This window comes from Synechocystis sp. LKSZ1, assembly GCF_040436315.1.
In the GTDB taxonomy this organism is placed as follows: domain Bacteria; phylum Cyanobacteriota; class Cyanobacteriia; order Cyanobacteriales; family Microcystaceae; genus Synechocystis.
The window spans coordinates 2735166-2756596 of record NZ_AP031572.1; the positions used below are offsets into that span (position 1 = coordinate 2735166).

At 49.5% G+C, this 21431-nt stretch carries 18 protein-coding genes; 6 read left to right on the forward strand and 12 right to left on the reverse strand.

Annotated elements, in window-relative coordinates:
* Window positions 1-18 precede the first annotated feature (18 nt).
* The 6 genes from ABXS88_RS12365 to ABXS88_RS12390 form a co-directional block, all read right to left on the reverse strand.
* Complete coding sequence (locus ABXS88_RS12365) at window positions 19-579, reverse strand: Uma2 family endonuclease (protein ID WP_353672350.1); 561 nt, start codon at window positions 577-579, stop codon at window positions 19-21.
* 23 nt (window positions 580-602) lie between these two features.
* Window positions 603-2111, reverse strand: coding sequence for a hypothetical protein (locus ABXS88_RS12370; protein ID WP_353672351.1), 1509 nt, complete (start codon window positions 2109-2111; stop codon window positions 603-605).
* A gap of 4 nt (window positions 2112-2115) precedes the next feature.
* Window positions 2116-2616 carry a hypothetical protein gene (locus tag ABXS88_RS12375; protein WP_353672352.1) on the reverse strand — a complete coding sequence of 167 codons (501 nt, stop codon included), beginning with the start codon at window positions 2614-2616 and terminating at the stop codon, window positions 2116-2118.
* 17 nt (window positions 2617-2633) lie between these two features.
* A complete protein-coding gene (locus ABXS88_RS12380; protein ID WP_353672353.1) occupies window positions 2634-3878 on the reverse strand; it encodes a hypothetical protein in 1245 nt (414 codons plus the stop codon).
* A gap of 257 nt (window positions 3879-4135) precedes the next feature.
* Entirely contained in the window at window positions 4136-5167 is a 1032-nt protein-coding gene (locus ABXS88_RS12385; RefSeq protein WP_353672354.1) for a hypothetical protein, read from the reverse strand.
* Window positions 5168-5264: 97 nt separating this feature from the next.
* Window positions 5265-6017, reverse strand: coding sequence for a neutral zinc metallopeptidase (locus tag ABXS88_RS12390; RefSeq protein WP_353672355.1), 753 nt, complete (start codon window positions 6015-6017; stop codon window positions 5265-5267).
* Between the two features lie 278 nt (window positions 6018-6295).
* Here ABXS88_RS12390 and ABXS88_RS12395 point away from each other — a divergent pair, with 278 nt between their 5' ends.
* Together ABXS88_RS12395 and ABXS88_RS12400 are read left to right on the forward strand one after the other, a co-directional pair.
* Window positions 6296-8350 carry a hypothetical protein gene (locus tag ABXS88_RS12395; RefSeq protein ID WP_353672356.1) on the forward strand — a complete coding sequence of 685 codons (2055 nt, stop codon included), beginning with the start codon at window positions 6296-6298 and terminating at the stop codon, window positions 8348-8350.
* A 37-nt stretch (window positions 8351-8387) separates the two neighbouring features.
* A complete protein-coding gene (locus ABXS88_RS12400) occupies window positions 8388-9014 on the forward strand; it encodes a flagellar motor protein (RefSeq protein ID WP_353672357.1) in 627 nt (208 codons plus the stop codon).
* 57 nt (window positions 9015-9071) lie between these two features.
* Here the strand turns inward: ABXS88_RS12400 and ABXS88_RS12405 are convergent, their stop codons facing one another.
* From ABXS88_RS12405 to ABXS88_RS12415, 3 genes are all read right to left on the reverse strand, one after another.
* On the reverse strand, window positions 9072-9671 hold the full coding sequence (locus tag ABXS88_RS12405) for an L-threonylcarbamoyladenylate synthase (RefSeq protein ID WP_353672358.1): 600 nt from the start codon (window positions 9669-9671) through the stop codon (window positions 9072-9074).
* 9 nt (window positions 9672-9680) lie between these two features.
* Complete coding sequence (gene prmC / locus ABXS88_RS12410) at window positions 9681-10580, reverse strand: peptide chain release factor N(5)-glutamine methyltransferase (protein ID WP_353672359.1); 900 nt, start codon at window positions 10578-10580, stop codon at window positions 9681-9683.
* Window positions 10581-10684: 104 nt separating this feature from the next.
* Window positions 10685-13150, reverse strand: coding sequence for an ATP-dependent Clp protease ATP-binding subunit (locus tag ABXS88_RS12415; protein ID WP_353672360.1), 2466 nt, complete (start codon window positions 13148-13150; stop codon window positions 10685-10687).
* A gap of 321 nt (window positions 13151-13471) precedes the next feature.
* Here ABXS88_RS12415 and ABXS88_RS12420 point away from each other — a divergent pair, with 321 nt between their 5' ends.
* The 4 genes from ABXS88_RS12420 to ABXS88_RS12435 all read left to right on the forward strand — a co-directional run bounded on the left by ABXS88_RS12420 (window position 13472) and on the right by ABXS88_RS12435 (window position 16929).
* Window positions 13472-14035: a hypothetical protein gene (locus tag ABXS88_RS12420; RefSeq protein WP_353672361.1), complete on the forward strand. Its 564-nt coding sequence runs from the start codon at window positions 13472-13474 to the stop codon at window positions 14033-14035.
* A 106-nt stretch (window positions 14036-14141) separates the two neighbouring features.
* Entirely contained in the window at window positions 14142-15605 is a 1464-nt protein-coding gene (locus ABXS88_RS12425) for an efflux RND transporter periplasmic adaptor subunit (RefSeq protein ID WP_353672362.1), read from the forward strand.
* Window positions 15606-15607: 2 nt separating this feature from the next.
* Complete coding sequence (gene coaD / locus ABXS88_RS12430) at window positions 15608-16081, forward strand: pantetheine-phosphate adenylyltransferase (RefSeq protein ID WP_353672363.1); 474 nt, start codon at window positions 15608-15610, stop codon at window positions 16079-16081.
* A gap of 32 nt (window positions 16082-16113) precedes the next feature.
* A complete protein-coding gene (locus tag ABXS88_RS12435) occupies window positions 16114-16929 on the forward strand; it encodes a DivIVA domain-containing protein (protein ID WP_353672364.1) in 816 nt (271 codons plus the stop codon).
* On the opposite strand, the gene ABXS88_RS12440 is transcribed toward ABXS88_RS12435, so the two are convergent.
* The 3 genes from ABXS88_RS12440 to ABXS88_RS12450 form a co-directional block, all read right to left on the reverse strand.
* On the reverse strand, window positions 16926-17819 hold the full coding sequence (locus tag ABXS88_RS12440; RefSeq protein WP_353672365.1) for a phosphatidate cytidylyltransferase: 894 nt from the start codon (window positions 17817-17819) through the stop codon (window positions 16926-16928). The genes ABXS88_RS12435 and ABXS88_RS12440 overlap by 4 nt on opposite strands.
* 114 nt (window positions 17820-17933) lie before the next feature.
* Complete coding sequence (gene cbiT / locus ABXS88_RS12445; RefSeq protein WP_353672366.1) at window positions 17934-18527, reverse strand: precorrin-6Y C5,15-methyltransferase subunit CbiT; 594 nt, start codon at window positions 18525-18527, stop codon at window positions 17934-17936.
* Between the two features lie 102 nt (window positions 18528-18629).
* Entirely contained in the window at window positions 18630-21164 is a 2535-nt protein-coding gene (locus tag ABXS88_RS12450; RefSeq protein ID WP_353672367.1) for a glycogen/starch/alpha-glucan phosphorylase, read from the reverse strand.
* Window positions 21165-21431: the final 267 nt, after the last annotated feature.

A 21431-nucleotide genomic window follows, 5' to 3' on the forward strand; every position in this document is an offset into this window, starting at 1 on the left:
AAAGGTAAAAAAATTCAGTTAAGCAATCGTTAGGACATCTGGAACGGAAAGCTGTAATTCAGGAAATTGTGGTGACGTCAGCGTCATCTCTCCCTCGCAAACCTGTTCGTCGTAAAGCCCCTCATTCAAGCAGAGAATAGTAATTTTTTGTTCTTGGGGATCAACAATCCAATATTCTGCGACCCCCAGCGCTGCATACTCAGACCGTTTGTAGCGATAATCCCGTTGTATTGAATCTGGACTCACAATTTCTACCAATAGTAAGGGAGGATCATCGCAAATAGCGTTTTTTTCTAAGGACTCTAGGGCCTGATGACGGGGAATCACGCCTAGATCGGCAATCCGAGACTTTTGCCAGCCCGTCCTGACCCCAATTTCGGATAAACAAATCCAAGGATACTGTAATCGTTGAATTTCTTGATTAATGAGCGTTTTTAGCCGATCAGCAATGAGTAAATGCAGAAAAGTGGGTGGAGACATTTTTTCCAGTTGGCCATTGACCCATTCGTAACGATTATCAGGATCGTCATACTGGCAATAGGCCTCGAAAGAGTAGGTGGTGGGTAAAGAGACAGTCATCGGCGGGCCTCCGGCTCACAGGATTACAAGAGGGTAAAGAGTTCATGGGCCAACCCCAGGACACCGTGGCCCTTAGTTCCTTGATCGGCCAAGCGATTTTTAACGGTATCCAGACGATCTTGCTGTTCGGCCTTGGCACTTTGGTTTCTCTCGATCACCAACTCGCCCAGTTTCTCTCCGTACTGGCGTTGCGTATTCGAGTTTTCTAGGGCCTGCACCAGACTTTGTAAACGGAAGAGTTGTTCGCCTTGATGGTGAGATTGCGCAATTTGTTTGGCCCAGATCAGAAAACTACGGGCCCATTGCTCTAAAGCATCGGCCTGTCTTTTTTGGTTTTCTTCGGAGAAGGCAGGTAAATTTTCCTCCCCAGTTTTCTTCAGGCTAAAAAAGCGGGGAAACCACGGTGCTCCCTTCGCAAATTTCTTCGGCCCTAATCGTTGGGCGGCCGCTAATTCCAGGGCAAAGTTATAGTACCAACTATAGGTAAAACGCACGCCTTTACTAAGCCGTTCCTTCACTAGGTCGCTATCGGGTAAATCTTTCCAGAGCAGACGGTCAGTACTGCTACGACTAATGTAGGCCGCCTGGGTTTTCTCGATGGGTTGCTCAAAACCGTTGTTGATCGCTAGGCCTGCATAGAGTTCAACAAAATGGGCATCGTTTTGTTGCTGGACGCCGCCGGTTGAGGGTTCATATTTTTTCCGTTCCTGATTGCCAATTAAATAAACCGTGTCGAAAATGCCCTGAGAATGTTCCGTCAGATACTGCAGGGCCGCCTGAGTATTCAGCGCAAAGAAACTGGTTTCTGCGAAAACGGTTTGGTCACCATCATCGGGTCTATCAAAACCGAAATAGGGCAGCAGCAAGGAAGCATTGAGGTGGACACTATCTCGAATTTGATTGGCCCGTAACTGGTTAGAAATGAGTGCCGCTAGCGTAGGAACCCCAGAGGCCCCTGTCCCCCCAAAAATACTACCAAAGAGATGGATCGCGACTTTATCGCCACCGCCGCAATCACTCTGGATATGGTTAAAGAATTTTTGCCAGTTATCACTCAGGCTGGTGGCTTGGGTATTCTCTAAATCGAGACGGCTCATGACCGCGGAACCAATGGGGGGCCGGCCCCGGAAACCGACGGCTAGATCGGCGGCCTGTTCATCGGGGCTATAGAGGACGTCAAAGAGTTGGGCCAAGGGGCCAGCAGAGGCCTTGAGGAGGGGCCGGTTAAAGATTCTGCTTAGGTTACTGTTGTGGACTACATTACCTAAGGGATTCCAGGTGCCGTAATTCTCAAACTCTCCGGTCATAAAGCCGCTGGTGTGTTCAAAGTGAGGCTTGAGGAGACGATGACAATCGAGGGTATTTTGTAGATTAATTTGAGTACGTTGGGAATTACCATTGGCCGCATCGGCATCAATGAGTAGAACCCCAAGGCGACTATTGCCGTAAACCCCGAGGGCATGGAGAAAGACGACGGTTTCAATGCATTTGGCACCACTACCACCGACACCAATCACATAAATTTTGCGCATGGGTTTAACCTCCGTATAGTTTGCGTAGGGTCATGGAAAAGGGGGGAATATATCGGAGGGAGCGGGGCGTAGCGATTGCTGTCGGTAACCAATACAACAAGATGACATCCAAAACAATAAACGGCGGTAGGATCCAGAGGGGTTCTAGACTCTGACTCGCATCTAACCAGCCGGTAAAAAAGGAAATGATCAAAAAGCCGATCAAACTCAGTAGGCCACAGAAAATACATAATAACCACCAAATTCCTCCGTTTGAGAGCACTTGGCTGGCATTACTGTAGTGGCCCTTGGCGGCTTTTCCCAGCCAAATCAGCGTTAAGAAAATGCCTAGGCCATAGACAATCCAGGTAGTTGGCCAGAATACGCCCCCCAGCCAATTATCCAGTTCTCTACTGTTCATGCTGAAAGGAATCACGGAAGAAAAAAGGTAGGGTTGTAGCCATAAAATGACGACCGTGGCAATGGCCCAGGTCACCACTAGGGCGATAAATTCTTTAGTTTTCATGGACGAAGCTCCATCATTTATTCAAAACGGGTAAATCCTAAACAATACTTAACAGCCTGTTCCGTGGCCTTCTTTTGCGTCGGCTTGCTTGCTGCACTTTCCACGGCATCCCGTAAACCTCCGATAAATAAATTCAGATTTTGGGTTTTGGCTCCATTTGGTGCCGAGACATCAGTATGCCAGCCCTGCCACGTGGCCCGGTCAAGCGCTCGCTTTTTCAGGTCAATCGTCATGATTTCTCCTTTTTTTGGGGCAAACTTACTGCCGTCAAGGGTGAGGTTTAAGACAATCTTGCCTTGCTCATTCGTCACCTGATCAATTTGTAGCGCCTGGTTGGAAACCGTAAAGTCCTGGGGACGGAGTTGCTCACTGCCTGCCAAGATGATACTGCTCTGGGAGGGGAGGGTGATTTGCAGCGGTTTGCTATCACAGGTTTGTTCCAAAAGAAGCCATTGTTCCTGTTGGTCGCGTCTCGGTTTTTGGCGGTTAATGGCCCCGGCTTGGTCAATGCAGGGATTAAGCTTATCTGGTATCTGGCTCCGGTCCATGGCGAGGGTATCGCTCCCATCTAAGGCAAAAGATGAGGCTCGAATGGCCTGATTAACATCCAGCGGTAATTTTTGAAACCGCTCAACCAAGGCATCCACTGCCCCACTCGGCCCCGTAATTAGGACATAAAAGGGACGACCTTGGCGGTCAATATTCTTGCCGGTGGTGTCGTAGCGCAGGGCCGCTTTTCCTGTATCGGCAAGGAAAATGGCACCGTTATATTGACTGCGGACTCCCACTAGCATGGCCTTGTAGCCTGGATTCTTCTTGAGGAGGTTACTGATTCGGCCCGACAACTGTCCCACTGCCGCATTATCCGGCTCCAAATCTGTGAGCAGAATCCGTAGCGTGTCCTGCTTGGGATTAGGGCCACTGATATCATAAATTTGCTCTAGAGTACTACTGACACAGGGAAAAGTCTGGTTATTAGCATTGGCTTCGCAGGCCGAGTAAAATTCAGGATTCCGGGCCTTCAAAAATTCCGTAGGAGATAATGCCTGCGTGTCCTGAACTTGGGCCCCCCGGCCAATACGCCAATAACGGGTTGGTACCGCTTTCCCCGACAATAGAGTACTAAGAGAATCAATGGTTTGGGCATAACGACTACCCCGTTGGTTCACATAGCCCAGCATGGAACCACTGCCATCGACCCCCAATTCCACTTGCACGTTTTCAAAAGGGTCTTGATTCGTTGGGCCAGAAGATTGCTCCACACAATTTAATCCTTGCCCACAGCCTGACAAAAGGAGTAGTAAGAGACCCGAGTAGAGGGAGCGTAGACTGAACAATCTCATACGATTTCTTTCACCGACCCCTGTTGTTGTTAATCATCTTGTCCCTGCACTGTCAGAAAAAAAAACTCACCATTGAGCTAGTACATTGACCAGACTGTCTAGTCATCCTATCACTCCAAGCCAATGGTAGTACATTAAGATTTTGTTAAGCCATTAGGATATTGACAGCCATGGATTTAATCTAGAGGCCCCCAATTATCATTAAGACGGGTCACCACCGCAGAGGCCTCATCATAACTATTGACAATGGCCCAAGTGTGATTGGTTTCCCAATTAATTTCCTTGAGATAGGGCTGATTTGGCAGGACGGGATGATCCTTGCGGGAGCGGAGAACATCTTTATTGTGTTTGCTGTGAAACTTGGCGTAGATAGAGGTCTCCCAGGGCAGGCCCCGGTCCCAGGCCGGTAACACTAAACAGGTTCTAGCCGTGATGACATTGCAGGGAACCAGCATTGGCCCCTTATAAACCGCGTAGGCAATGGGCATACAGGTATTGATGATAATACTCACCGGTGGCCCATAGAGTAAATGTAATTGTTGTTGCCAGTGTTGAGTGGTCAGGGCCGCTTCTAAACCGGCTTCTCCCACTGTTTTGAGAAGATTATTAAATTGCCGATACTCATCTCGTAGGGTTTGAATTTCCTCTTGCCACTTAAATTCTAGAGAGGCTTCTCCAAAACGAATCTGGCCTTTTTCCACCAATTGCCAGCGTTCATGGCGCTTCAGTAGATCCAGTTTGGCTGGTTTTTTGACCATAAATTCCTGTGGACTAATATCCGGAGTTTTCCCTTCTGCGTCAAATAGATTTTGTAAACTTTCCAGGGCCACTAACTTAACAAAGGCACCGGGCCTTGGGAATAAAAAATAGTTTTGCCGCAATTTTAAAACCCAATAATTCCCCTGGGGGTTACGGTCTAAAACCGGACGCTCGCCATCGTAATCCATCACCACCGCTACCCGTCGACAAGCTGGCTCTAGTACTTGTGGCAACTCCCCATAGACTTGAAGCAAACGACTCAGGGGCAAATCTAAGCGGGTTTCATTTTCCTCTTGAATCCAGCCCAGGCCCTGTACAGGAACAGAGCGACAAGAATTTTGATTCTCCTCAAGAGCGCGAATTTTTTCTTCCAGAATACGAATTTCCTGAGTCAAATCACTAACATTTTTAATGAGAAGCTTAATAGTACTGGAGATGCTGTCACTCATTGAATCTTCCTTCTCACGGGGGTGAGCAACTCTTTATTTTCATGGCAGAGAGCCCACGATGACATCTTATCTGACCACTGTCCAACCGGCCTAAGTCTTAAACATCATCGTCCTTCAGTAGTTGATAAATTCCCAAGCCGATTAATGGCACGATCAGAAGTAAAAAGGGGATCACAAACAATCCAGCCGAAAACGAACGGTGAGTCGGTGCCGGCGCACTATTCGGTGGTACTGGCGTTGGAGAAGTTACAGGGACGTCTGGGGGCTCCTGTCTCGTGCCTGAATTGTCCTGCGTTCCTCTAAACGCAAAAGTCTGAGAACTGCCGGTAAATCCTTGGCGAAAGGCCTGGGCTCGTTCCTCAGGCGTGCCGTGGTGGCCTTTATCCCAATAGTTGTGATCCCCTACAGCAAAGGTCAGTTTCAGGGCCTCCTCTACATCCCCCTCTTCCAAGAGATTTTTTTCTTGGGCATAGCGGGTAAACACCCCAGCAAACTCATCGGCTTTGAGTTCTCCTGCTTTTCCTTCAGGATGCTGATTCATCTGAGTTATGTAGGCATGGCCATACTCATGGGCCAGTACCACATAGGCAGCGTAGTCCCCCAAGGCTTGATTGGCCGCATTCAGAAGTTTAAGCTCTAAATAAACGGTGTGATCCCCTGGGCAATAGGCCGGCGTTTCAATTGGGCCACAGGGACTAACCGCCGTTCCTTCATAAACAAAAACCCGCGGCGGCTGCACCGTTTCTCCCTGGGGTAAGGCGGCTAGAAATTGGTTAAGCTGTTGCTCAACCTGCTTCAATGTTTGATAATTCCAGGCGCCCCAGGCAGGTAAGTTGGCAATACCAACCATTGCTGTAGCCAAGAGTAGGGAGAATCCTGGGGAAATTACGTTTGACCAACGACCAAAGCCCCTGAGGGAAACAGACCTAGGTGAATATCGAGCCTTCATCACACTACCCTAAAGGAACAGGAACACTAAAATAATCTGTCATTTGCACTATAGTCATTGGCTCAATCAATTAGAATGTGATATCTTTAAAAAACGTAGATAAAATTATTGCCTAAACTAAACCTCCTCTAGAAAAAAAGTATTCCTATTATAAGCAAACGTATAGTTATACGATAATCATGGCAGATTTCTTCAGATTATTCACTCCATATATTACCTATTTTTCTCTGATCTTTATTGTAATACCCAGCGTCATAGCGATAATATGTCGCATTGCTATTTACAAAGACTTACAAAAAACCATTGCTTATATCAAGCAGCCCAGTGAAGATAAAGCTCGGGTAATCCAAGAGAAATTTAATATCGCTAGTCAAAAATCAGATAAACTTAACGCTGGCGCAATCCTAGAAGAATTTTACCATGAACACAAATTCAAAGTGTTATGGTTTAAGCTTCAGTGTGAACCCTGGAACTATTTTACCCAGTCTTTACCTAATTTGCTGATTGCTTTCGGACTTCTAGGAACTTTTTTAGGCATCACTCTAAACCTAAAGGACATTAGTGGAATCATCAACCAAAATGGAGGTGAAGCCAGTGTTATTGTTAGTAATCTTCAAGGGCCATTGCAAAGTATGGGGATTGCTTTTCTGAGTAGTTTAATAGCTATTGTTTTTAGCTCAATTATAACCATTGTAAATTTTATATTTAATGTTGATTTAGCTCGAAACGAACTTTTTGCAAGACTCGAAAATATTTTAGACAATGATCATAGACGAGAAGAAAATAGCAGAAATAGAAATATAAATTTATTTGTTGATGCTCTCAAGCCAATGTTAAAACATGTGCTGCATGAGATTGTCTTTGATCAAGTATCTCATCCGGGGAGATCTGGTTCAGCGGTAGAAAATAATCAACCTAAAACGCTGGAAGCAATACTAGTTTCTTGGAGTAGAAGCTTCAATCATTCAATTAATTCGTTTGAACATCAAATGAAGATTTTTGAAGAAAATGTAAGCTCGATCAAGGAATTATTCCCAATCCTGGAAAGCTCTGCTGAAAGCTTTAAGTATTCATCTACGGATATTCAAAGGGCTGTTAATGGAATGCAACAGCACCAGAATAATTTATGGGAATGGAGAAATCAGTTAGCGGATACTCATGAAGAATTTGCCAAAACAACCAAGATTCTAGGGAGTAATATAAAATCCCTAATAGAAAACAATAAAAAGGCAACAGATTTGGCAGAAAGTGTTTATGAGCAAATGCAGTTATCCGCTCGTCAGCTCCAAGATAGCTCTCTAGGTTTTATAGAAGCATCAGAAATCATTAAAAGTAGCGATTTTGCCAGCAAATTGCTAGAAGCTTCATTCTTGCTAGATAATACACAAAAACAATTTGCTCAATCTTCTGCTTTTCTCCTCAACTCCACTCAGTCCATCGCCGGACTTCTTCAAGACTTTCAATCAGCGATCAATCAAGTTACTTCTCTGGGAGAGAATATTAAGTTGCTTAACCAGAGATCCGAAAGCTTACTCACTGTCAATCAGGAAAAAATGGCAGAGGTAAGCAAGGATTTTCAGTCAATTCATTCTAGTATTGAAGGCGTAAGCCTCTCTCTTCAAAAATATCAACAGAGCTATCTTGTTAGCCTCCAGAAATTAGTTAACTATCTCCACCTAAACGTGGTTCAAAAACTAGGGGAAAATTCAATCAATCTCCAACAAATTACCGATGCCATTCGAGACTATTCCTCTTCACTTGAAAATATCAGACAGGATTTACAGGCATCGACAGAGAATATTGTACAAATTGATAACCATTCAAGTCAGAAGCTAAAAGCTCTTGAAATTCTAGGACAAGAAGTTAGCGCTCTAAACCAGCAATCCAGTCAATGGCTTACGTCTAGTCAACAACAATTATCCATCGAAAATCAAGAACTAGGTCAAATCAAAGCCGAGTTATCTAAGCTGGTTTTAACCCTTCAGCAATACCAGCAAGCTTTAAATATCAAGCCTGAAATCAATATGCTGACTAAAAGCCTAGTAGAAACAATTCAACAGTCTCTCAATACAAATTCTGTTAGTTTAGAAGAGCTAGCAATCAAAGAAACAGGCAAAAATAGAGAAGAAATAGTTAGACTTTATCAAAGCATCAATCAAGGTTTTGGCAACTTAAGAGAGATCAACCTCAAACTCAATGAACTAATTAATGCCATTAATCAGAAAAAAATCTAAGTAGTATTTAGCATTCATTAGCGATCTTTTTTTATTTATGCCTCAAAGCTACCGCCATCAGAAAAAAATAGATTCTTTAAATATATATCCTGCATTTACTGATTTAATGTCCAATGCTTTTATGATTTTAAGTCTATTTTTGTTGTTGGCATTATTTCAAGCAACCGACTTGAATCGTAAACTACAAAGTGCATCCCCCATTGTAATTGATGAAAAATCAGGCAATTTTAAGTTTCCCTCTGGCAGTGCTGAGCTAACTCTACCGCTCAAGCTTTATATTACCAAACAAGTGATTCCTGCTATTGAACAAGTTGTCAAAGAAAAACAGGGAGCCATTGAATTTGTACAAGTTATCGGTCACACCGATGGACAAGAAAATAACATGGCTAGTAATTTAGATCAAAGACTAGAGACTGTTGCCGCTGGACAAGCTACCGTTAAAGTACTGACGCCTGGTTCTAATACGGATCTCGGTTTAATGCGGGCCTTAGCTGTAATTCAGGAAATCCGTAAAACGGGACGATTTCGGAAAATAGAGTTCAAAGCTTATTCAGCGGGGCAACTTTACGATGCTTCAGGGAACTTAGCCTCAATCAATCGCAAACCGGATGAAAGTAGGAGACGTATTGAAATTCGTTTTATCCCTCCCGGTAAAAAGCAATAACACCCAGACTTTACCCCCAGTCCTCAATGAGTGATAGAGACTCCAACGTTACGGAAGCTAGCTCTCCTTAATGTCCTTCAAAACAACGGAGCCTTGGCGGAGGACCTGCCAGTCTGGGGCCAACCACTGAATCACAGTAGAGGGTTGGCCGGAGGCCCCAGCTTGTACTGATAAATCTTCTGCCAGCGTCAAAACCGTGGGAAAGGCCTCGGCAATGGCTGTCATCATTATCAAGGGGGGAGAACCCGATAAGTTTGCACTAGTAGTTGCCAGCGGGCCCGTTTGAGCCAAGATCTCTAGGGCCTGGGGATGCTGAGGAATCCGGACTCCTAAGCTGCCATCCTGGCGAGGATTGAGATCAGGGGAGACAAGGGAAGATGCGGGAAGAACTAAGGTTAGGGCCCCCGGCCAATACTGGGCCATTACTGTCTGCCATTGTTGGCGTTCTGCTTCAGTTCCTGCAAGATAAGGTAAAAGATCCGCTATATCAGCGGCCATCAGGATCAAGGGCTTGTCCAAACTCCGTTGTTTGAGCTGATAGATAGCTTGGGTCTGATGGGGAAGAACCGCAAGCGCCGGAACAGTATCGGTGGGAAAACTCACCACTTGGCCCTTCCGGGCCGCTTCAATCAGGGTAGAGGCAGTAACAAGGGGCATAGGCGACAATTAACAACGATAGGCCAAAACAAAGCGCTCAATTCCTGCTAAATCCCGTCGGATCTGAATAGAGTGATAACATCCCTGCTCTTCCAAACGGGCCTGAATCAGGGGGGCCTGACCGGCCATTAATTCTACTAGCCAGAGGCCACCGGCTTGGAGATAGTCGGGCGCAGTATCCACCAATTGATTCAGACAATCCAGACCATCCAGGCCTCCATCGAGAGCCGCAATGGGTTCATGGCGGGCTACTTCTGGCTGGAGTTGGGGGATCTCTTGACGAGGGATATAGGGAGGATTCGACACCATCCCAGCAAACTGGCCCCGGAGCTGGGCCAAGGGCTCCCACCAAGAGCCTTGTAAAAACTGGATTTGTTCGCTCAATCCCCAGTCTTGACTATTTTGCTGAGCAACGGCCAGGGCCTCAGGACTCTTGTCAACAGCATACAGGGGGGCCTGGGGTAACAAATCGGCTAGGCTCAGAGCAATGGCCCCGCTACCTGTTCCCAGGTCAACCCAGTTACCTCTGGCCAGGGCCTGGTTTTCGGGCCGTTCCAGTTGTTCCTGTACAATATCAATCAATAATTCCGTTTCTGGTCGAGGGATCAACACAGCAGGGGAAACCCGGAGCCAAAACTGTCGCCAGGGGGCTTTCCCCAGTAGATACTGCACCGGATAACGGTTCTGGAGGCGACGTTGCCAGAGGGCCTTTAGCGCATCTAGGTTATGGTTAGCCGGAATAGCGGTCTGGGTAGTAAAGGTTTCCAGGTGCAGGGCCAGGCGGTCTAAGCCGGTGCAATGCTGGAGCAACCAATCCAATTCCTTGGGGTCAAGGCCCTGGTCTTGGGCTTGTTGTTGGGCCATCCGTCGCCATTGGGCCAAGGCCTGGCCATCGATCCATTCGGTCACGGTAGGAATGCGAGATAGGAGGAATAAGACGACAAAAGTAAAGGGTGGAGGGCCGACAGGGCCCTCCACCCGAGGATCAGGATACTATCCTTACCAATCGCTGACTATTCAACGCCAGGGGCAATCAGTTCCCGCTCTGCCGCAGGAAGGACGATTACTTTGCCATCCCCGTCAATATCGACGACGGCGGCACTGCCTTCCTTGAGACGACCGGAGAGAATTTCCTCCGCCAGTACATCTTCAAGTAGGCGCATGATGGCCCGACGCAGGGGACGCGCACCGTAGGAGGGATTGTAGCCCTCTTCCACTAAGCGCTCCTTAAATTTGTCGGTCACGGTCAGGGAGATATTCTTCTCAACAAGACGGGTGAAGACATCGCGTAGCAGGATTTCGGAAATTTCCTTCACTTCCTCCTTATTCAACTGACGGAAGACAATAATTTCATCCAAACGGTTCAGGAATTCTGGACGGAAGTATTGTTTGAGTTCTTCATTCACCAGGGAGCGAATGCGATTGTATTGAGCTTCCGATTGATTGTCGGAGAATTCAAAACCGAGGCCCCCGCCGCCTTTTTCAATGACCTTGGAGCCAATATTGGAGGTCATGATCAGCAGGGTGTTTTTGAAGTCTACCGTGCGGCCCTTAGCATCGGTCAGACGGCCATCTTCTAGGATTTGCAGGAGCATGTTGAAGATATCGGGGTGGGCCTTTTCGATCTCATCAAAGAGCACGACGGTGTAGGGCCGACGACGAACCGCTTCTGTTAACTGGCCCCCTTCGTTGTAGCCGACATAGCCCGGCGGAGAACCAATCAGTTTAGAAACGGTGTGGCGCTCCATGTACTCAGACATATCCAGACGAATCATGGCTTCTTCGGAACCGAAGAAGTAGGCGGCCAGGGCCTTGGTCAATTCGGTTTTACCAACGCCGGTCGGGCCGGAGAAAATGAAGCTGGCAATGGGACGATTGGGGTTTTTCAGGCCCACCCGCGCCCGTCGAATGGCTCGGGAAACGGCTTTCACCGCATCTTCTTGGCCAATTAGCCGTTGATGCAGAGTGTCTTCCATGTGCAGGAGTTTTTCGGATTCGGTTTCCGTCAACTTGTTCACCGGCACCCCTGTCCAGGAGGCCACAATGTGGGCGATCTCTTCCGAGGTGACTTGGGGTTCGTCTCCCCCGTCTTCATTTTTCTTGCTGGAAGCGATTTCCCGGATCTGCTTTTTAATCTCCATTTCCCGGTCTCGTAGTTCCCCAGCCTTATCAAAGTCCTGGGCCCGCACTGCATCATCCTTTTGCTTGAGGATTTGCCGCAGTTCCTTATCGAGTTCCTTGGCGGCTGGGGGAAGTTGGGAGTTGATCAGACGAACGCGAGAACCAGCTTCGTCGATCAAGTCAATGGCCTTGTCGGGCAGATAGCGGTCAGAGATATAACGGTCAGAGAGTTTGGCCGCCGCTTCTAGCGCCTCGTCTAGAATTTTCAGCTTGTGGTGCTGTTCGTAGCGCTCCCGCAGGCCGTAGAGAATTTCAATGGTTTCATCCACCGAGGGTTCACCGACCATCACGGGTTGAAAACGGCGCTCCAGAGCCGCATCCCGTTCGATATGTTTACGGTATTCATCCAGGGTGGTGGCCCCAATGCACTGGAGTTCGCCCCGAGCCAGGGCCGGTTTGAGAATATTAGCGGCATCAATGGCCCCTTCGGCAGCTCCCGCACCGATCAACGTGTGGACTTCATCGATCACCAGGATGACGTTGCCGGCTTGGCGAATTTCATCCATGATTTTTTTCAGGCGTTCCTCAAATTCCCCCCGGTATTTGGTACCAGCTACGAGGAGGCCAATGTCCAGGGTCACAACCCGTTTTTCTTCCAGGATGTCGGGAATATCTTTGTTGGCAATACGCTGGGCCAGGCCCTCGGCAATAGCGGTTTTACCCACGCCCGGTTCCCCGATCAAGACGGGGTTATTTTTGGTGCGGCGGCCGAGGATTTGAATCACCCGCTCAATTTCTTTTTGGCGGCCGACCACGGGATCGAGCTTGCCTTCCGCCGCCATTTGGGTCAGATTCGAGCCAAACTCATCCAAGGTAGGGGTTTTGGTACGGCCCTGGGAACCGCCGCCAGCGGCAACTTCTGCGGTTTCACCCAGCATGCGAATCACCTGAGTCCGCACTTTGGACAGGTCAACCCCCAAGTTTTCCAGAACACGGGCGGCCACCCCCTCCCCTTCGCGGATCAGACCCAACAACAGGTGTTCCGTGCCAATGTAGTTGTGACCCAGTTGGCGGGCTTCTTCGAGGGACAGTTCCAGGACGCGCTTGGCCCTGGGAGTAAAGGGAATCTCAACGGCGACAAAGCCGGAGCCCCGCCCAATAATTTTTTCGACCTCAATGCGAGCATCCTTAAGATTAACCCCCATTGATTTCAAGACCTTGGCGGCGACGCCGGTGCCTTCGCCGATCAGACCCAGGAGAATTTGTTCCGTGCCGACGAAGTTGTGTCCGAGGCGACGGGCTTCCTCCTGAGCGAGCATGATTACTTTTATAGCTTTTTCTGTGAAGCGTTCAAACATGACTTAAATCCATCACCTCAGCTTGCCCTGTGTATTGCTGATTTTAACATAGCGTCTTTTCTTAGCTGTTGTGTTCCGTACCGCTTCTCCGCTAGAATTGCGCTTTACTGGCAAGCTATGTCGGTTCTTCTAAGTCTCGCCCCGTCTACCTTCGATTTCCTTGAAGTTTCCTTGGTTCACTAACCCCACGTTCGGAAATCCCTCCACCTTCACTTCGGTTACATCTTGATTTTCCTGCTTGGGATCTTTCTTGCTCTTATTAGCGTCTCTGTTTACAATCCATTTGGCTAAGTTCGTCCCCTTCATTGATTACGTGTGCTTATGATGCCAACTATTCCTTTCCTTCGCCCCCAGTCTATCCTGTCTTTTTCGTTGGGTCTATTCACACTGAGTTTGGCCTGGATTCCCACGGCGGCCCAGAGTGCAGGAGGCTGGAACCAGTTTGATGTGTGTGTCACTGAACTGACTAACAATGACGTGAGCCCAGAGGCGGCGGCGGCCGGCTGTGCAGAGGCCCTGATTCCCAAGGAGTTATCTCAATGTGTGGCCATCATTCGGGGGGGGACGACCTTGAGTGGGAACGTGGCGCTCCAATCCTGTTTCCAAGTCCGTCGTCCCGTTGATCTAGGCAACTGCGTGGTCGATATTCAAGCAGCTACCCTCGACGGCTATCAGCCCCAGGGCAGTAGTTCCGATCCCAACAGCCTATCCCTCTCTGCTCTCAATTCCTGTCGCCAAAGTCTCCTGCCAGGTCGCCATTCAGAATGTGTGATTGCCCTGAGTCGAGATACGAACTATACCCCTATCAAGGCTATGGATACCTGCTTAGCCGCCGAAGATTTTCCCCGCGACCTCTTCCCTGCTTATCAGCAGGCCCAACCCTAGAAAGTCCATCGGTTACTTTCAATCAAATAGCTGAGTCTGATTTTTCGGGTCTGTTATAGCATTGGGGTAACCTTTATGCCCCAAGCGATTACTGCACGTAAGTTCTATGGTTTACCCTCCCTTTCCCCGTCCAGTGTTGAGCTTGACTCTGTTGGCCTGCCTCGTTTCGGCCTGTGGTGATCGCCAGGCCCAAACCAAGGCCCCCCCGGCCCTTCCTGTTCAGGTTCAAACCCTGGAACCGGCAACGGTAATCGATAGCAATGAATTTGTAGGCACGCTAATTGCCAGTGAGTTTGTGCAGTTGGCGCCGAAAATCGACGGACGGATCCTCAAAATCTATGCCGATTTTGGCCAGTTGGTGAAACAAGGGGATCCAATCCTCCTGCTAGAGCCGACCCAACAACAGGAACAGGTCAATGCGGCTCAAGGAAATGTCAATGTCCAACGGGCTAATCTGTCGGCAACGGAGGCTAACTTGAGGAGTGCTGAGGCCCAGCGGGACGCGGCCAAGGCCAATGTAGCTAGCCAACAGGCTAATGTGGCCACCCAACAGGCCAACTATGCCAATGCCCAAGAGGTGTTGAAAACTCGGGAGGCAGACCTGAAACGTGCCCAGGCCACTTTTAACCTGACGGACATCAATCTCAAGCGAGCCAAGTTCTTGGTAGAAACGGGAGTACAGCCCCAGCAGGATTTAGACGATAAAACAACGGCCTTCAAGGATTCCCAAGCGAACACCGAAGCGGCCTTCAAAACCGTACAGGCGGCCAAGGCCACGGTGCAGGCTAACCTTGGTAGTGTTAAGGCGGCTCAAGCGGCCCTGCGGCAGGCCCAGGAGAATCTTAAGTCTGCCCAACAACAGGTGAACATTGCCCGCGCCAATATTAATGCTCAGAGGGCCGCCATCGACCAGGCCCGAGGACAGTTGGGCGTTAATACTCAGGAGTTAATCTACAACCGGGTGGTGGCCCCCATTGATGGAACGGTAGGGAGTATTACACCTAAGGTGGGGGACTTCCTGCGACAAGGGGAAAACTTTACCACGATTACCAACAATAGCCAGTTTGAGATGAACATCAATGTGCCCGTTGAGCGGGCCAGTTCTCTCCGTCTCGGCCTGCCGGTGGAAATGGTGCAACCCGATGGCAAGGGAGGAAAGGTTGGTCGTATTAGCTTTGTTTCGCCCACCACCGACCAAAATAGTCAGTCGATCCTCGCCAAGGTCGTTTTTGCCAATGACGGTACCCTGCGTAATAATCAGTATGTACGGGTACGCATTATTTGGGATCAAAAGCCAGGTCTGCTGATCCCCACCAGCGCTGTGACGGCCATCGGAGCCCAGCGGTTTGTCTATGTAGCCGAGCCGAGTAAAAACGCGGAAAAAAGCAGCAATAGCTTAGTAGCCCGCCAAAAACCGGTAACACTGGGAGGTATTCAAGGACAATCCTATAGGATTCTCTCTGGAGTCGAATCGGGGGAAAAAATTGTCGTTGATCGCATTCTGGAGTTGCGAGATGACCTACCGATTGCCGCCTCTCCTGTCACCGAGAAAAAGGCTGTAGAACAGTAACCGTGATTGCTATTTACCCTGGTAGTTTCGATCCCATCACCCTGGGACACCTGGATATTATTGAGCGAGGTAGTCGCCTCTTCGAGCAGGTGATTGTGGCCGTCCTCTGTAATCCCAGCAAACAGCCCCTCTTTTCAGTGGAGAAACGTCTAGAGCAGATTCAGATTAGTACTGCTCATTTGGCCAATATTCGAGTAGATAGTTTTTCGGGTCTGACCGTAGAATATGCTAAATTGCGCCAAGCAACTGTTCTATTGCGGGGCCTACGGGTTCTCTCAGATTTTGAAAAGGAACTTCAGATGGCTCATACCAATCAAACCCTGTGGAGCGGCATTGAAACGGTTTTTTTAGCAACGACGAAGGAATATAGCTTTTTAAGTAGTAGTATTGTCAAAGAAATCGCGAAGTTTGGCGGCCCGATCGACCATTTGGTTCCCCAAAACGTGGCTACTGACATCTGTCTATACTACAGTTAATTACCCATCATTCGCTTTTATTGCTAACTGCTATGGCACGTCGAGAGAGTCCACCCGCTGAGTCCACGGATCCCAAGGCCAATAGTCGCCGCCGGGGGGGGGACTTTGATATTCAGCAACAATTGGCCCAGCTCCAGGAACTGATCTACGACAGTTTTCGGATTCCCTTAACGGCCTGGAGTGTGATCGATGAAGACAGAATTCTAGACCAGATCGATATTGTTTCCGACAGTATTCCCGATGCCATTCAAAAGGCTCTTGCTATCCTCGACCAAGAGGAGCGCATCATGACCCAGGCCGAAGAATATGCCCAGCACATCGTTCAATCGGCCCAGCAGGATGCAGCCCGGATCCTGGATGAATCGGGAATTATTCAGCAAGCCCAGCAGGAAGCCCAACAAATTCGCCAACAGGTACAACAGGAATGTGAATTGCTCCAGCGCCAGACCCAGCAGGAGTGTGACACCCTACAACGCCAAATTCGCCAGGACTGTGAGGCCCTGCAACGCCAGACCCAACAAGAATGCGATACTCTCCAGCGTCAAACCCTAGGGGAATTGGAGCAAATCCGCCAGGTCACCACCCAGGAAGTCCAACAGTACCGCCAGCAGACCGTACGGGAATGCCAGGAACTACAACGGGATGCTGACCAATACGCTGACCAAGTGCTAACCCGCCTTGAAAATCACATTGCGGAAATGATGCGTACTGTGGGCAACTGCCGGCAAATTCTTTATGAGAACTCTCCTCACTACGATGCCCCTACGCCGGTAGTTAAGTCCCCACCCACGGTTTCTAGTCCCCCTCCGGCTCCTCGGCCAGATCGTCCCCGTAAGCGCTCCCGCTAAAGGCTCTGAATGAGCGGTAACAGCAAAAGGACAAAATAGTAGACTAATGGTGCGGTAAACACGTAGCTGTCGGTACGGTCAAGAATTCCCCCATGGCCGGGAATGAGTTGCCCAGAGTCCTTGACCCCGGCATCCCGTTTCATCATCGATTCTGTCAGGTCTCCCAAAAGGCTGACGACCCCAATCAAAAGCCCGAGTAAAATTCCCGTTCCTTGCCAATAGGGCCAGTGGAGATACCAGGCCCCGACCCCAGCTACCAGAATACTCCCAAGGATTCCCCACAGGGCTCCCTCCACGGTTTTTTTAGGACTAATTTCCGATAGGCGAGTCCGCCCTAGCCATTTGCCCATGATGTAGGCGCCGATATCCGCGGCCCAGATACAGCCAAAGGCGAGGAAGGTGACGACTAGGCCGGAGGGAAATAATTCCGGGTGACTCCAAGACTCTGGCCAATAGCCCATCAAGGGAAGATTGGTTTGAATGGGAGAAGGGGTATCGGGAAGACTCGAAAAGCCAATACGAAGCCGAACCCAGTAGCTAGGCAGATAACCCCCGTAAAACAGGCCCAACAGGGAGGTGGAAATATCGGCAATGGTGGCCATCTTGGGCTGGAATAGGAGGTAAAAGCAGATTAAGGCCCCCGTCAGAGGAAACATGGCATCGGTGAGTTGGGGAGCCAGAGTGGCACTTAGGAGCAAGAGCAGGGACAGGACGATGGTGGTTTTGGCCGCTGGCGCAATTCCCTTAGCTCGTACCAGTTGGAAGTATTCCCGCAGGCCAAGGAAAATCACCAGGGCAATTGCGGCACTAAAATACCATCCCCCCAGAATTAACAGAGTTAAAGCAAGCAGAATAGCAACAATAGCACTGAGAATCCGCTGGATGGACATGGTGGAGGCCGATAACGTAAAGACTAATGCCAGGTTAAGTGAACAAGCCAGATGTTAACCCATTCTTATAGTATAGGGATGTATTAGCGAGTAGCGACGAGGAACCGATTCTCTCTAGGCCAGTTTTTCACCACTGAGAATAAAGGTCGGGTCAACGGCGGCAAAGGTTTGATGAATGCCTCGAGTCTCTAAACGATTGACCCCTGCCTGCACCACTTCGATATTACGGGCCTGGAGTTCTGCTAGGCCCTCGGAAATGAAGTATAAAGTCTCTAAATTACTGGCGGTGGCCACCACCCGTCCCCCGGGCTCCAAATATTTCCAGATCTCCGTCAGAATTTCTTTAATCGGCCGTCCCCCCTCAATACAGACTCGGTCGGGACTCGGCACCAACTCCGCCAAGCAAGTGGGCGCACTGCCCTCATAAACCTGGACATTCCGCACCCCAAAGCGTTCACAATTACGACGAATTAGGCTGGCCACCTCTTCATCGCGTTCGACGGCAATAATTTTACTATCGGGACAGAGCAGGGCCAGTTCAATGGGAATGGTGCCAGTACCCGCACCAATATCCCAGACTACGGAATTTGCCTTGAGGCGCAGGGCCGAAATCAACAGGAGTCTGACTTCGCGCTTACTCAGGGGAATACCGGGCAACCGTTCAAAGAGATGATCTGTAATACCAGGGGTGCGATAGGGCCAGAGCATAGGGAATCATGTCAGCAAAACCAATCCGTTCCTTTTGGGGCCATCCCAGGGACAACGGATGGAGAGGATAATGGGGCCAGAAAAGCTGGCCCTATCCCTAGCTTAACTGCTGAATTCAGCCGGATCGTCATTCAAAGCAATTTTAACGGGCTGAACCTGCCAAATTTCCTGGCAATATTCCCGAATCGTGCGGTCGGAGGAAAATTTCCCCATACGGGCTGAATTGAGGATCGACATTTTCGTCCACAGGGCCTGGTTTTGGTAGGTCTGGCTGACTCGGTCTTGGCAATCCACGTAGGCCTGGTAGTCTGCAAGGAGCATGTAGGGGTCGTGGTAGAGGAGAGAATTAATAATCGGCCGGAATAATTCCTGATCGCCGTGGGAAAAGTAGCCGTTGGCAATGCGGTCGATGACCCCTTTGAGTTCGGCATTGGTTTCGTAGTAGCTGAGGGGATTGTAGCCATCGGCTTTGAGCCGATAGACTTCCTCAGCAGTCAGACCAAAGAGGAAAAAGTTTTCTGGCCCGGCTTCTTCCCGGATTTCGATATTCGCACCGTCTAGCGTACCAATGGTCAGGGCCCCGTTCATGGCAAATTTCATATTGCCCGTCCCCGAGGCCTCCTTGCCAGCGGTGGAGATTTGCTCCGAGAGGTCGGCGGCGGGATAGATGCGTTGGCCCAGGGAGACATTAAAGTTGGGCAGGAAGACGACCTTGAGCCGGCCCCGCACATCGGGGTCTTTGTTGACCACTTCCGCCACAGCATTGATCAACTTAATGATCAGCTTAGCCATGAAGTAACCCGGTGCGGCCTTACCGCCGAAAATAAACGTCCGAGGAACGACGTGGGCCTGGGGATCTTGCTTGATGCGGTTGTAGAGGGTGACGATGTCCAGGACTGCTAAGTGTTGACGCTTGTACTCATGAATCCGTTTGACCTGGACATCAAACAGGGAATTAATATCCATCTCAATGTTGCGGTACTTGAGCAGGTAGGCCGCGAGGCTCCGCTTGTTGTCTTGCTTGATTTCGTGCCAGCGCTGACAAAAAGCCTCATCCTCTAAAAAAGCCTCCAGTTTGCGCATCTCATCCAGATTTTTGAGCCAACCATCGCCAATTTTCTCCGTTACCAGGGCCGACAGTTGGGGATTACTCAGTAAAATCCAGCGCCGGGGTGTCACCCCATTGGTCTTATTGAAGAATTTCTGCGGCCAGAGACTAGCAAAGTCCCGCAGGGTATCTTTTTTCAGCAGTTCCGTATGCAGGGCCGCCACGCCGTTAATGGCATGACTGCCCACACAGGCCAGGTTGGCCATGCGAATCTGTTTGCCGTGGTTTTCTTCGATCAAGGATAGGCTCTGCACCAAATGATCGTTGCCTGGGAACCAGGTTTGCAGGTCTTCGAGGAAGCGGTGGTTGATTTCGTAAATAATTTCCAAATGGCGGGGCAGGAGTTTCTCAAACAACTCCACCGACCAGCGCTCCAGGGCCTCGGGCATCAGGGTGTGATTGGTATAGGCAAAGGTTTTTTGGGTAATGCCCCAGGCAATATTCCAATCGTAGTTGTACTGATCCACCAGCAGGCGCATCAGTTCCGCAATGGCCACTGCTGGATGGGTGTCGTTGAGTTGGATGGCCGCTTTTTCGTGGAAGTCATCTAGATTGTCGTGGGTACGCAGGTGAATGCGGATCAGATCCTGGAGGGAGGCGGCGACAAAGAAATATTGCTGGGCCAGTCTTAGTTCCCGCCCAGCCGGGGTGTTGTCGTTGGGATAGAGCACCTTGGAAATGGTCTCGGCATCCATTTTTTCGGCCACGGCACGGTCGTAGAGACCAGCGTTAAAGGCTTCAAAGTTAAATTCTTCACTAGCTTCCGCTTTCCAGAGACGCAGGGGATTGACGGTATTGGTTTGATACCCAGGAACAGGTGTATCGTAGGGAATAGCTAGAATGGTGCGTTCCGGAATCCAGACCACCTTGGGATGGCCCTTTTCATTGTGGGCAATTTCCGTATGACCCCCGAGCTTGACTTCCACTGATTCATCGGGGCGGGGCAGTTCCCAGGGATTACCAAAGCGGAGCCAATTGTCGGGTACTTCTACCTGCCAACCATCCTGGATGCGTTGGTGAAAAATGCCAAATTCGTAGCGAATGCCGTAGCCAATGGCCGGGACTTCTAGGCTAGCCAGAGAATCCAGAAAACAGGCCGCTAAACGCCCCAGACCGCCATTACCCAGGCCGGGGTCAGGTTCTTGCTCAATAATTTCCCCCAGGTCGAGACCGAGTTCACTCAGCACTTGCTCTACTTTGTCGTAGAGGCCCAGATTGATCAGGTTATTGCCTAAATGGCGGCCCATTAAAAATTCTGCGGAGAGGTAGCAAACGACCTTCACCTTTTCTTGCTTATAGGTGGCAACAGTTTGGAGAAAGCGGTGGAGTAAGCGGTCACGAACCGTGTAGGCCAGGGCGATGTAGTAGTCGTAGAGAGTGGCCTGGGAGCGGTCAATGCCTTGAAGATAAAACAAGTTGTCGAGGAAAGCACGCTTAAGGGTGGCAATACTCATCCCTGTCCGGTCATCTTCGATCTGGATGGTGGCGGGTTCAGTGAGGGAAGCAGTGGGCAAGGGAGTTTTTTCCATGGGAGTAGGTCCTTAAAACCAAAAAATCCAGCGGCTTGGCAGTCCGTCGTGTCGTTACCGTCTAAGCCTAGCTGATTGTACGCTGAAGTGATGACCCAGACGGTTGAATTGCAACTAACTTGAGATGTTATTTCCGGGTTTTTCAGTGCTCTGCCCTGCTGGTGTTAACAAATCCTGAAAATTCTGGCCCGGAGACTCACTGTGACCGTGAATAGTTGGCCTTTAGTCGGGGAAAGTGCACTCTAGACTCGCGGTTCCAAGGATAGC

What these genes read in the sequence shown, in the direction of transcription:
- ABXS88_RS12365 (WP_353672350.1), bottom strand. Translation starts at nt 579, where the DNA reads ATGACTGTCTCTTTACCCACCACCTACTCTTTCGAGGCCTATTGCCAG.
- ABXS88_RS12370 (WP_353672351.1), bottom strand. Translation starts at nt 2,111, where the DNA reads ATGCGCAAAATTTATGTGATTGGTGTCGGTGGTAGTGGTGCCAAATGC.
- ABXS88_RS12375 (WP_353672352.1), bottom strand. Translation starts at nt 2,616, where the DNA reads ATGAAAACTAAAGAATTTATCGCCCTAGTGGTGACCTGGGCCATTGCC.
- ABXS88_RS12385 (WP_353672354.1), bottom strand. Translation starts at nt 5,167, where the DNA reads ATGAGTGACAGCATCTCCAGTACTATTAAGCTTCTCATTAAAAATGTT.
- ABXS88_RS12390 (WP_353672355.1), bottom strand. Translation starts at nt 6,017, where the DNA reads ATGGTTGGTATTGCCAACTTACCTGCCTGGGGCGCCTGGAATTATCAA.
- ABXS88_RS12395 (WP_353672356.1), top strand. Translation starts at nt 6,296, where the DNA reads ATGGCAGATTTCTTCAGATTATTCACTCCATATATTACCTATTTTTCT.
- ABXS88_RS12400 (WP_353672357.1), top strand. Translation starts at nt 8,388, where the DNA reads ATGCCTCAAAGCTACCGCCATCAGAAAAAAATAGATTCTTTAAATATA.
- ABXS88_RS12405 (WP_353672358.1), bottom strand. Translation starts at nt 9,671, where the DNA reads ATGCCCCTTGTTACTGCCTCTACCCTGATTGAAGCGGCCCGGAAGGGC.
- ABXS88_RS12415 (WP_353672360.1), bottom strand. Translation starts at nt 13,150, where the DNA reads ATGTTTGAACGCTTCACAGAAAAAGCTATAAAAGTAATCATGCTCGCT.
- ABXS88_RS12420 (WP_353672361.1), top strand. Translation starts at nt 13,472, where the DNA reads ATGATGCCAACTATTCCTTTCCTTCGCCCCCAGTCTATCCTGTCTTTT.
- ABXS88_RS12425 (WP_353672362.1), top strand. Translation starts at nt 14,142, where the DNA reads ATGGTTTACCCTCCCTTTCCCCGTCCAGTGTTGAGCTTGACTCTGTTG.
- ABXS88_RS12435 (WP_353672364.1), top strand. Translation starts at nt 16,114, where the DNA reads ATGGCACGTCGAGAGAGTCCACCCGCTGAGTCCACGGATCCCAAGGCC.
- ABXS88_RS12440 (WP_353672365.1), bottom strand. Translation starts at nt 17,819, where the DNA reads ATGTCCATCCAGCGGATTCTCAGTGCTATTGTTGCTATTCTGCTTGCT.
- cbiT (WP_353672366.1), bottom strand. Translation starts at nt 18,527, where the DNA reads ATGCTCTGGCCCTATCGCACCCCTGGTATTACAGATCATCTCTTTGAA.
- ABXS88_RS12450 (WP_353672367.1), bottom strand. Translation starts at nt 21,164, where the DNA reads ATGGAAAAAACTCCCTTGCCCACTGCTTCCCTCACTGAACCCGCCACC.